At 43.9% G+C, this 11,591-nt stretch carries 8 protein-coding genes and 1 riboswitch; of the genes, 4 read left to right on the top strand and 4 right to left on the bottom strand.

All coding sequences use genetic code 11. The annotated features are described in order from the left end of the window. The 4 genes from E8M12_RS15340 (at window position 1) to E8M12_RS15355 (ending at window position 3,959) form a co-directional block, all read left to right on the top strand. The gene (locus E8M12_RS15340; RefSeq protein ID WP_136737145.1) at window positions 1–1,500 is read left to right on the top strand and encodes an FGGY family carbohydrate kinase; all 1,500 of its coding nucleotides are present in this window, start codon (window positions 1–3) and stop codon (window positions 1,498–1,500) included. A gap of 83 nt (window positions 1,501–1,583) precedes the next feature. Beyond that, complete coding sequence (locus E8M12_RS15345) at window positions 1,584–2,099, top strand: hypothetical protein (RefSeq protein WP_136737146.1); 516 nt, start codon at window positions 1,584–1,586, stop codon at window positions 2,097–2,099. A gap of 50 nt (window positions 2,100–2,149) precedes the next feature. Continuing rightward, window positions 2,150–3,085, top strand: coding sequence for an MliC family protein (locus tag E8M12_RS15350; protein WP_211245063.1), 936 nt, complete (start codon window positions 2,150–2,152; stop codon window positions 3,083–3,085). A 115-nt stretch (window positions 3,086–3,200) separates the two neighbouring features. Further along, entirely contained in the window at window positions 3,201–3,959 is a 759-nt protein-coding gene (locus E8M12_RS15355; RefSeq protein ID WP_136737147.1) for a Nif3-like dinuclear metal center hexameric protein, read from the top strand. A gap of 1,738 nt (window positions 3,960–5,697) precedes the next feature. On the opposite strand, the gene E8M12_RS15360 is transcribed toward E8M12_RS15355, so the two are convergent. From E8M12_RS15360 to elyC, 4 genes are all read right to left on the bottom strand, one after another. After that, a complete protein-coding gene (locus E8M12_RS15360) occupies window positions 5,698–8,181 on the bottom strand; it encodes an ABC transporter permease (RefSeq protein WP_136737148.1) in 2,484 nt (827 codons plus the stop codon). A gap of 21 nt (window positions 8,182–8,202) precedes the next feature. Further along, window positions 8,203–8,886, bottom strand: coding sequence for an ABC transporter ATP-binding protein (locus E8M12_RS15365; protein WP_136737149.1), 684 nt, complete (start codon window positions 8,884–8,886; stop codon window positions 8,203–8,205). A gap of 41 nt (window positions 8,887–8,927) precedes the next feature. Continuing rightward, complete coding sequence (locus tag E8M12_RS15370) at window positions 8,928–10,181, bottom strand: efflux RND transporter periplasmic adaptor subunit (protein ID WP_136737150.1); 1,254 nt, start codon at window positions 10,179–10,181, stop codon at window positions 8,928–8,930. Between the two features lie 260 nt (window positions 10,182–10,441). Beyond that, on the bottom strand, window positions 10,442–11,197 hold the full coding sequence (gene elyC, locus E8M12_RS15375) for an envelope biogenesis factor ElyC (protein WP_169303160.1): 756 nt from the start codon (window positions 11,195–11,197) through the stop codon (window positions 10,442–10,444). A gap of 200 nt (window positions 11,198–11,397) precedes the next feature. Further along, window positions 11,398–11,588: riboswitch (Lysine riboswitch) on the top strand. The last annotated feature ends 3 nt before the right edge of the window (window positions 11,589–11,591 follow it).

Genomic DNA, 11,591 nt, shown 5'->3' on the forward strand with positions numbered 1-11,591 from the left:
GTGAATCAACAGTCGTCATTACAGCCAGTGATTGCCAGCATTGATTTTGGCAGTCAGTCGATACGTGGTTATTTGTATAACCTGCAGGGAAAGCAACTTTATCAAAATCGCATCAACCTTGATATTAAGGCAACGGGTTCACAGTGGCAGGATAATCCGGAGCAATTAATCATGGTATTACGCGATTTTATCGTTGAATTGATTAATAGCGCTGCACAAGGATTGCAGGTAGAGGCTCTGTGTTTTACCTGTCTTCGTAATAGCTTTGTGTATCTTGATGATAATGACAAGGCATTATTGCCAGTATTGTATTGGTATCAAGGCAGGCGGGCAAAGCAGGTACCTAAACTGGCTTGGTATTGGCAGCTGGCGATTTCGTTGGTTGGCCAGATAGGGGCTGTACAAAAACTACAATCAGAGGCATTGCTAAACTGGGTTGCAGAAACGCATCCGCAATGCTTAGCGAAGACCGACCAGATATGCCAGTTATCCGGTTTTATACAGGGCCAGCTTACCGGTAACTATACCGATAGCTGGGCAAATATGATCGCCCATTTACCATTTAGTTTTAAACATCGGCGCTGGTTAGGGCCCCTGGCCTGGCAATGGCAGGCGTTGGCCGTTAAGCGTGAATGGCTGCCAGATTTATGCGCGCCCGGGACTTGCGTGGGTAAGTTCCAGGATTCACGGCTACGACAACAGGACGTAAAAGTGCTTAGTGTAGCGGCCGACAAAACCTGCGAGTTATTGGGGGCAGGCTGTATTGAAGGCGATAGTTTGCATGTTAGCCTGGGAACGGCAATTACCCTGAATTTTTTAAACGAAAAATTTAGAGGTCCCAGGCCTTTCTTTCCTGCATACCCGGCATTCGATGACAAGTTCTATCTGGTGGAGGAGATGTTGCAGCATGGCTGCCTTATACTGCGTGAATACGTGGTATTTGCATCAAAAAAGCTGGCTGGGTTGTCAGAGGTCATGATAAATGAATGGTCTGAAGCGGATTTTGAAAATCTGCTTTTGCAATCCTTGATTACTCTCAAACCTCATGACTCTGTTTTACAGCAAGTACAAACCCTGTGCGCACCCGTAAAGATTACATTGGACCCTCACGCGGTTCACACATCTGTCGCCAATATGTTTGTCTGGGATTTTGAATCTGCGTGCAACGAACATGAGCCGGTGGATGCACTGACAGAGAAAGAATGCGTACTGCGAGAATATCTCTCGTTATTGTATTGGCTGGCGCAACAGGTAGTGGTGGCAAAACAGCGACTCGAATCTCGCTACAAGATTACATTTAAGCGGTTTGTTCTCAGTGGCGGTGGTCAGCAATCTTTGCTGTTACGACATTTATTAGGGGAAATCAGTGGCATAAGCGTTATCCGAAGTACTCAGGTTGATACGGCGGGACTAGGAGCGGCAGTCATTGCGGCGACCGGGTTGGGATATTATGACGATGTGCAAACGGCGCTTGCCATGATGAGCAAGTCTGGTAACTAAAGAGGCTTTACACGAAGGACTGTGAGCCAACCAATTACATTGAAAATATTTAATAAACCTTCATTAAAAAGAGTGTGGTAACCATGAAAACGGTGAAATGGTTTAAAAACCCGGAAATGATCATTGCCTTGTCGGCCTTGTTTATCGGCCTGTTAACCGCGGTCATATCGATATATTCAGCTTATATCGATCGGGCGTATGCGCGGGCATCGGTGTGGCCAAATGTTGAGTTATATCGCAGCTTCGAACGTCATTCTTTTAGTTATGGTGTGGTTAACAGTGGTACTGGTCCAGCGTTGATCAAATACGCCAGGGTCGCCCTGGATGGCAGCCCCATTAAACGCTGGAGTGACATTGAGGCGTTTGCCGATATTTCCCAGTCTCATATTCATAACCGTACGTTACCAGCAGAACAAACCATAACGCCATTGATATATGAAGGCGAAGCGATAGCGGCAATTCTGGAGGTTGATAACAGACTGGCTATAGAATTGTGCTATTGTTCGATTTACGGCGACTGTTGGGTCGTTGATCGAAACAATACACCGAAACCTGTCAATGAATGCGTTATTGAGCACCAACACGCATTTTTACAATGATTGACCGGCTTCCTGTCATTATTAAGATGCTTATGAAATGTGAGAATTGCATGCCTATAAAAACGACACATCGAACTAAAGCAATCGCTGGCACCCGGTTTGGTTTAAAGCCTGCGATTTTTTGGCCAGTGGTCATGCTTTGTCTTTTGACAGCTTGTCACGACAATACTCAGTTGCCAGATTCCGAGCCAGATGAAAATAACATTCAAACCTGTTCCATGGAAAGGTATCAGGCAATTGCTAAACGCGTTCAGACGGGCGATGGCCAGGGGCATGGACCAGACATTGGCTCGACAGAGTGGCAGTCGGTGGTTGAATTTAAATTAAAGGTTCGCGGCCAGAATGATGTTCCTGAAAAGAACAGTCGAGCCTGGTGCGATTTTATTGAAAAGCAGTTGCAAGCTGATACTGATCTCGATGATGCGAATAAAATGAACAAGACCGCAGCCACAACGCCTTCTTTTTCTTGTGAAAAAGTAATCGAGGGCAGCACTGAAGCATTGATTTGTGACCAGTCAAACCTTGCGAACCTGGACCGGCAATTAGATGACGTCTACCAAGCAGCCCTTAGTAAATCCAGTGGGGGAATGAGGGCGACGCTGCAGGCAGAGCAACGGGGTTGGTTGAAAGGACGCAATGAATGCTGGAAGCAAGAACTGCAAAGCCAATGTATCGCAGTGTCTTATCAGTGGCGTATTGCTGAGTTGCAGGCGCGATATCAATTGGTTGAAAACACTGGCCCGCAGTTTTATCAATGTGAGCAGAATCCAGCCAATGAACTGGTGGTTACCTTTTATCAGACAAATCCGAAAACCCTGATTGCAGAGCGGGGAGATAGCGTGTCGTTAATGTATATTCAGGAAAGCGCCAGTGGCAGTCGCTATCAGGGGCGCAATGAATCTTTCTGGGAACATCAGGGTGAAGCAATGGTTACCTGGGGGTACCAACAACCACAAATGCGGTGTGTTCGAACTCAGGCAGATTAATCGTGTTTGTGCATGGATAATGGTCAATCATTTATAGCGTTAGCACGCGCATTCTGTTTTCGTGTTATTATCCTCTTCATGTAAAAAAAGCCTACATTTTCACAGAGATTTGCGGATGCAACGTCAACAATTTGAAAAAATTTTAACTGAGTTACTTCAACCTGGGCGAATCAAGGACTTTTGTCCCAATGGCTTACAGGTAGAGGGTTCTGAGACGATTGAAAAAGTCGTGACTGGGGTGACCGCTAGTTACGCGTTACTAAAAAGGGCCATAGAAAATAACGCTGACGCGGTTTTAGTGCACCATGGCTACTTCTGGAAGAACGAAGCCTACCCAATTGTTGGGATGAAACAAAAACGCATCAAGGCATTAATCGATAATAATATCAATTTATTTGCCTATCACTTACCTTTAGATATCCACGAAACACTTGGTAATAATGCTCAACTTGCAAAGTTGTTAGATATTCAGGTTACCGGTCCTTTAGAGCTGGACAACCCGTTGAGCGTTAGCTTAACCGGTGAGTTGGCTCAACCGGTTGATGGCGTGGCTTTTGCCTCACGTATTCAACAATCGTTGCAGCGCGAGGTATTACATATTCCGGGTAGCAGCAATCGTCCAATCAAGACAGTGGCCTGGTGTACCGGCGGTGGCCAGGGGTATATTGAGTTAGCTGCAGAGCAGGGCATTGATGCTTTCATTACCGGAGAGGCCAGTGAGCAGACTACCCACGTCGCACGGGAAATGGATATTCATTTTTTCGCGGCTGGTCATCATGCCACGGAGCGCTATGGTATCAAAGCGGTTGGCGAGTATCTGGCAAAGGAGTATGGCCTGGATGTCGAGTTTATTGATATTGATAATCCGGTTTAGATCAAATATTTACGGAGAAATAGATACAAGACTTCGATGCTTGAGCTGCATTAGCACGTTATCGTTCTAATAAAAAAGCACCCCTCCTGAGGTGCTTTTATTTTGTTCTTATTATATAAGAACGGGTATTTCCTATACCCATTTGAGATCATCCTTAACCTTTAGCCCTACTTTTATTCTTATTTTATAAGAACCTATCCTGTATTTTCGATTGATTATCCTTACCTTACTAAACCTCTTTATTGTTATTATTAAAGAAGTCTGTTCCTTACCCTTTTATCGGCTATCCTTTTCCTGGTTCCATTAAATGAGAAATTTTGTGTTGTGTAATATGATAAATCTACGCGATACAGGCCTCCTATCTATTCAATATATAATACTGTCTATTTACTGTTAGCTCTCCTTAGCAAATGACCTAATGTTATAGATATTGTTGAATATGCTATTCAAGGGGTCATTACTAGACATCCGTGTGATAAACCAAATAACCTTAATCTGAGACTTGTTTATGTTTAGGTGGCTTTAATCGATACAGACCTCCTTTTCCTATGTTCAAACTTAACTCATTGAAATGCTGAGCGATTAAACTGATGTGAAAAATATTATCGATATGAAGCGCATGGAATTTTGCAGGGAATCGCCTTCGCTTGCCCTAGGAGTATAGTAACGATTGGAAATTAAACATTCTAACTTTAGTATTTTAGAAATCATTGAGAAGCCTTTTTTGTTTTTGAGAACGGCACTAAACTTTTAATAAAATCACTATGATATGTAGCTAATGATGTAACAATAGTACATTTTGATGCGTTTGCACTTATTAAATTAAATTTTTCGGATATTTCTAATTTATTTTAAACGATGTTTTATATGCCTGCCGTATGGTCTAGCAAATGGGTGAGAGTTATGTGGAAGTGTACCTGAAAATTTGACCTAAAACGGCTGGTATTCGGTTGTTTAAAATAATTGTAAATTTATGAAAGTGTGTTGGGAAGAGTGTGAAGAATACCTGATACCTTTGCGCTTCGGCTTGCTTGACCCTATATCCGGTGAAAAGCTCAGTTCATTGGTTAGTGAATAAGTTTGGTGATCCTTTGTTGGAGGTATAAATAATATGCATAGTGAAAAACTCCTGAATGTTATAATGATTGCAATATGCGGGGGGTTATTGGTATTTGCCTTTTTCGCAAACGAAGCGAGAAAGGAAATTTCTTATCTATGTGGGAATTTTAAGCCAGGCGTCGATTATTCAAGCGTAATCAGGCAGTTAGATACGATAAGCTTATCTGATTACAAAATAGAGAATTTGCCGTCAGGAAAGCGTGTCGTGCACAGTAGTTTCCTTAATTTTCGGCTATTTCAGTGCGAAATTCACTTCGACAGTAACGAGGTTGTCTCCTCTGTATCTTATGAATAAGCGTAACGGGTCAACTATCCTTGGTACCAGAAACGGTTTTGGTTATTTTTCCTTCATCACTCCTATTTCAATCAAAGAAAGTGTTCGGCTTTAGAAATAACCGTACCAGATATACTTGGTAGGCATTATCGCACTGGTCTTTCGGTTATCGTTCCTGCTTGGATAACAGAGAACTCAAACGATTATTTTATGTATGGAAAGGGGCAGCGTCTTTATAAGACAACTGACCCTTAATAATTAGGAAGGTTAAAAAGGTTCAATTACAAGCTTTATCTACCCTGACTTCCAAATGGGTTATTGCGGTAATGGGAGCTTTCGCGCCCATTATTCATAGCGCAACGCTTTGATCGGATTAGCGCGCGCAACCCGAATCGAATTACTGGCAACAGTCACCCAGGCGATGCACAGCGCGAATAAAGCCGCAAGCCCACACATCGCAATGATCAAACTGGTATCGATTCGATATACAAAGGCTTCTAACCAATCGCTCATGAAATAGAAAGCGACGGGCCAGGCAATCAGGCTTGCTACCATCACCGGTTTGCTGAATTGCCACATCAGCATTTTCACGATATCGAATACGCCAGCACCCATCACTTTGCGCACTCCAATTTCTTTGGTACGGCGATCGGCGGTAAAGCTTGCCAGTCCAAAAAGTCCTAAGGAAGCAACCAGAATCGCCAGCGCAGAGAAGGCCGCAAACATCGTTGCTTCACCTTGTTCACTCTGGTACAGCTCAGCGATATTATCTTCGACAAAGGAGTATGAGAACGGTACGCCTGGTATTTCCTGACGCCACAGCGTCTCTACATCTTTAACCAGTTGTTCTGGCGAACCGGTAAAGCGTACGCTGATGCTGTTACCAAAGTCTGCCGACAGCGGATAGACTTCCGGACGAATCGTTGCATGCAGACTGTTAAAATGAACGTCATCAACGACACCAATAATGGTTAAATCGACTGACAGGTTTTCCTCCGGATCGCCGCGACCAGTGATTAAGGTTTTCCCTAACGCACTTTGAGCATCTTTGAATCCGAAACGTCTTAGCGCAGACTCATTGATCACAATACTACCCGGGAATTTTTCGCCAGCGCGCAATTGTTCGTCTGTTGGGCTGACATCTGCTCGATTCTTGTCGTATGTACGACCGGCAATCAGGTTGATTTCATAGGCTTTAAAAAATCCGTAGCCAACCGCTCTCTGACCCATCAGCAAGGCATCTTCTTCGGCCATTTCCGGGGTGCGCATCATGGTATTATTTTCGTTGGTGTTGCCTGGCGTTTCGTTGGAATAGGTTATTGCGGTAACCTGAGGGTTCTTAGCGATTTCCTTCAGTAATAACTCACGTTTATTGCTGGCTTCTTCACGACTCACCCGGTTAACAACCAACATATTGTCTTTATTAAAGCCAGCATCCATCTGTTTGGCATATTGCATCTGGCTATATACCACGCTGGTGGCGATGAACAGACCAATGGATACGGCAAACTGGAAAATGACCAGTGCCGCCCGTAGTCTTAAAGAGGCGCCGGTTTCAGCCGATTTATTGGCCTTAAGGACGGTGGCTGGACGGAAACCTGACAGAATGAATGCCGGATATAATCCACTAAGTACACCAACGCTGATTGCTAATCCAAGCAATGTGGCAATGGTCGATGGATCATAGCTAACAACGAGTTCCTGATTTAAGGTCTCATTGTAGAAAGGCAGGGCAAGTTCCACCATAACAAAGGCTAACAACACGGATATCAGTGTCATTAATACCGACTCGCCTAAAAATTGAGTGATTAGATTGGATCGTGTTGCACCTAGTACTTTACGTAATGACACTTCTTTAGCACGGTTTGCAGCGTGTGCGGTAGAAAGGTTCATAAAGTTGATACAGGCGATTAACAGTATCAGCATGGCAATGGCAGAAAAGGTAATCACGGTTGTTTTACTGCCCTGGGGACGCATTTCGCCAAAACCAATGGCATTAAGATGCAAATCCTGAATGTTCATCGCCGATAGTTTGATAAAGTCTGATGCCTTGGCATCATCCCCACCGATAGGCATTTTCGGAAAATTACGGTTAGCAAAATCATCAAACTGGCGGTTGATACTGTCCAAATCCGAGGCTTGTTGGGTTTGGAAATACAACTGGGCATTTACCGAAAACCAACCATGGAACATCCAGTTCTGCTCTTCCCAAGCGCTTTCATCGATCAGGATCAGTGCCGGCAAGTCTAGTTGACTATTTCTCGGAGTGTCAGCAATAACCGCTCCGACCTGGAAATCTTTTTTGAAGAAGTTAAAGTCCAGAGACAACACTTGTCCTAATGGATTACTGTCGCCAAAATATTTTTTCGCCAGCGACTCATTAAGGACAATGGATGAGTTATCACTGAGTGCCAGTTCAAGATCCCCAGCTAATACATCGACGCTGAACATTTTTGCAAAGTCGGCATCTACGAGCTTAATTTGTTCAACAAACACCTGGCCATTATGGTTGATGGTCGGCCCCCAGCCACCAATGCGGGTGGCATACTCTACCTCGGGAAAATCCTTCTTCAACGCGTGAATAAGCGGCCCGGGCGCCGATGTCGCGTGCATTGGATCGCGTCCAGGGATTGAAAAAGTAACGTGAGAACGATGAATTTTATCGGCATTTTGCCAAAAATTATCATAACTGGTCTCATGTTTCACAAACATTAAGATTAATGCACAGGCAGCGAGGCCGATCGCCAGGCCAACAATGTTTATTAATGAAAACAATTTGTTTTTTAGAAGGTTACGCCAGCCGGTTTGAAAGTAATTTGCTAGTAACATAGTTTTTCCTTAACACCTGAATTAGGATACCGCGCGCAGGTCTTGCACGACGACTTCACCATCGAATAAGTTGATCACCCGATCGGCGTATTCCGCATGCTCCGGAGAGTGGGTAACCATGATAATGGTGGTACCTTCTTTATTAAGCTGCTGGAGCATTTCCATGACTTCGCGACCGTGTTCACTGTCAAGGTTACCGGTCGGCTCATCCGCGAGTATAAGGCGCTGTTTGCCTACCACAGCACGGGCAACGGCTACCCGTTGTTGCTGACCACCAGACAATTGGCTTGGCATATGTTTCGCCCGGTGCGAGATACCGACTTTTTCAAGTACTTCGGCGACGCGTTGGCGACGTTCAGATTTAGAAATGTTGTGATAGAGCAGGGCAAGTTCGACATTTTCTTCAACATTCAATTCGTCGATGAGATTGAAGCTTTGAAAAATAAACCCAATATTTTTCTTACGAATGCTGGCTAATTGACTTTCTGAATAGCCGGCAACGTCTTCACTATTAAACAGATAATGACCTTCGCTGGGACTGTCCAACATGCCTAAGGTATTGAGAAGGGTTGATTTACCACAGCCTGACGGGCCCATGATGGCAACAAACTCACCTTGTTTAATATCGAAGTTGATATTATTCAGTGCTGTGGTTTCTACTTCTTCGGTGGTAAAACGTTTGCTCAGGTTTTTAATGGTTATCATTTTTCGTTCTTCCTCATAGTAATTTTTGCGGATTCTTGTAATTAAGATTTAAGGTTTAAGCGGTCCATATCGAGATAACTTGAATAAGGTGAGGTAATCACTTTTTCATTAATTTCCAGCCCTTCCAGAACCTCAATAAAACGGTTGTTTCTTCTTCCCAGGCGCACGTTGCGACGGATCGCACTGCTGCCATCGTCACTAACCACGAACACCCAATGACCGCCGCTGTCCTGGTAAAAAGCACCATTAGGCAATAAGGTGACTTCGGCAGGATCGCCAAGTGTTAATTTTGTCTGTAGGGTCTGGCCACGTCGTATTCCTGCGGGTTGCTGCTCTGCAAACACTAAGTCGATGCGAAACTGGCCATTGTTTACCTGTGGGTATATTTTTGAGACGCGAAGCATAAAATCCTTGCGATTACGGGTTATGGTTGCCTGTTGGCCAAGATCAATGCGCTCCAGATAAAATTCGTCGATAGAGGCCTGTAATTTAAAGTTGTTTGGGTCGTCAATCTGACCGATGCGCTCACCACGTTCAATGGATTGACCAATTTCAATGTCGAATCCTGACAGCTTGCCGGCGACCGGTGCGGTCATATTCAGGTTCTCCATATTGATCCGGGCAAATTCGAGGCTGTCGTTCAAACGCTGTCCGGTTTCTTTCAGAAACGCCAGTTGTTGTTCCTGTAATCGTGTATCGGTTTTCTGGCTTTCCAGGGTTACCAGCTTCCGCTGCTGGTAATATTCAAGCAGATCTTCATTCTCTTTCAGGGCACTATCTGAAATGCTGCCTTGCTGATAAACAACACGTTCTCTTTCAACCTGACGGGTGAGGCGTTTGATCTGATAGTCAATTTCTATCAGATTACGTTTGTGGCTAAGCTTGTTTTGTTCCAGAGATAATTCGATGCTACGCATGTTATTAAGCTGTTCGGTCACAGCCGCTTCATTGCGCATTACGTCTAATTGCAATTGAGTATTGGATAATTTAACGATAGGCTGACCGGGCTTAACGATGGTACCGTCTTCAATTAACACCTGTTCAACCCTGCCACCTTCTACGGCATCCAGATAGACAGTTTTCAACGGCGTGACCTGGCTACGGATAGGGATGTAATCTTCAAAGGTACCGGTACGAACCGTAGATATGGTGAGGTTTTGCGGACTTACCGCTAACGCTTTGCCACTTTGTTGGGCGGAATACAGTCGACCGACCAGGGTGACAGCGGTGATCGCCAGAATGACCAAGGCGGCTTTTTTCCAGGGAAAGGATTTACGTTCTATTTTTCTGTCCATGTTGCAATCTATTTCATAAATTATTGGAAGCTAGTGAATAATTTAATCACCAGCGCGAATTCACGAGTTAGGTTGCACCATGCGTGCCAATTTTGTAAGTCTCTATATTTATTGGGTTTAATTTGTATTTGGCGACTGTTACAAGAATCGAATAAATGTAAATATTGTGATAATTACTAATATTTAGCATTTTTAACCATGCATTAAATGTTGTAATTATTTTCGGTCTGGAAAATACGTGTTTGGCTAATTGGTCAAGATTAACTTCGCAGCCACTGCCATATCCGACCTAACGTTTCATGCCAGGCTCGTTCTGTTTTTGAAATATTCGCGGCACTTGGAAAAATGTTTAGCCACACCCGGGTTCCTTCCGGATCCTTTACCAGGTATCCGGTGGGTGCCGGGATTGGCGTTAAGCCCTGGGCAGTGAAATGTTCGATCGCTCGTGTCATGTGGTTGGCATTGGTAACCAACACAAAGGTTTTGCCCTCTAACATAGGGGCGAGCAGTTTCGCCTCATCAGCGGTATCTCTTGGCTGGGGAAGAGTCTGTATTTTATCCTTGGGTAATCCGAGTTCGATGGCTGCGAGTTTCAGCTTTTCAGCATTTGATACCTTATCATTGGGATTGTAGCCCGTGGTAATGATGCTCGCCTGTGGTTGAAGTTGTAATATCCTTATCCCTTCGGTTAATCGTTGTAATGCACATACTTTTATTTCCTGACTGGGTTTCAAACGTCGATCTGAGGTATGGCCACAACCGAGCACTACAATATTGTCAATTTTGCCATGGCGATTATTAAACACCGGATACTTTTGCTCGTAAATAACGATCAATTTATCGGCAATTGGCATAAATGAAATGATAATCAGGACAATGGTGCCGCATACAACCATGCCTTTTGCGACTGCTGGTCTCCTGTTGAATAAGATAATACCGAGAAGCAGGAATATAAGCACCACGGGTAATGGCATTAGCAGGCCACCAATGATTTTTTTTACAATAAAGAAATCCATAGCATTCCTTTCCTTTTTAATGCTTAAACTATATGTAAAGGCGCAGGTTTTTGCCATTTAACCGTTAAAATTCAGAAGCTAAGCTGAAAATACTTAATAATATCGATTTTTTAGGTTTAGACGTCTATCTGTCTGTTGCAATCCGTGTTTATTTACGTTTTAATAGCCCCGTTATTTATGAGGCTGCAAGAAGCTTTATAAAAACCAGAAGAGGTGCATTAGCCAGGTAGATAATCCGAGGAACCATAGCCGGTGACGATTATTGAGGGGGTGTAATGCCGAGGGTAAGTGGACATATGGTTTAAGCTTACTCGGGTGTTAATACCAATCACATTAAATTATTGCTCACTCAGTGAGAATTTAAAGGCATTTAGGCAAGGCTTTGATTGCAGAG

Origin of the sequence: Thalassotalea mangrovi (assembly GCF_005116735.1) — a bacterium.
Classification (GTDB): Bacteria; Pseudomonadota; Gammaproteobacteria; order Enterobacterales; family Alteromonadaceae; genus Thalassotalea_A; species Thalassotalea_A mangrovi.

What these genes read in the sequence shown, in the direction of transcription:
- E8M12_RS15345 (WP_136737146.1), top strand. Translation starts at nt 1,584, where the DNA reads ATGAAAACGGTGAAATGGTTTAAAAACCCGGAAATGATCATTGCCTTG.
- E8M12_RS15350 (WP_211245063.1), top strand. Translation starts at nt 2,150, where the DNA reads ATGCCTATAAAAACGACACATCGAACTAAAGCAATCGCTGGCACCCGG.
- E8M12_RS15370 (WP_136737150.1), bottom strand. Translation starts at nt 10,181, where the DNA reads ATGGACAGAAAAATAGAACGTAAATCCTTTCCCTGGAAAAAAGCCGCC.
- E8M12_RS15365 (WP_136737149.1), bottom strand. Translation starts at nt 8,886, where the DNA reads ATGATAACCATTAAAAACCTGAGCAAACGTTTTACCACCGAAGAAGTA.
- E8M12_RS15355 (WP_136737147.1), top strand. Translation starts at nt 3,201, where the DNA reads ATGCAACGTCAACAATTTGAAAAAATTTTAACTGAGTTACTTCAACCT.
- elyC (WP_169303160.1), bottom strand. Translation starts at nt 11,197, where the DNA reads ATGGATTTCTTTATTGTAAAAAAAATCATTGGTGGCCTGCTAATGCCA.
- E8M12_RS15360 (WP_136737148.1), bottom strand. Translation starts at nt 8,181, where the DNA reads ATGTTACTAGCAAATTACTTTCAAACCGGCTGGCGTAACCTTCTAAAA.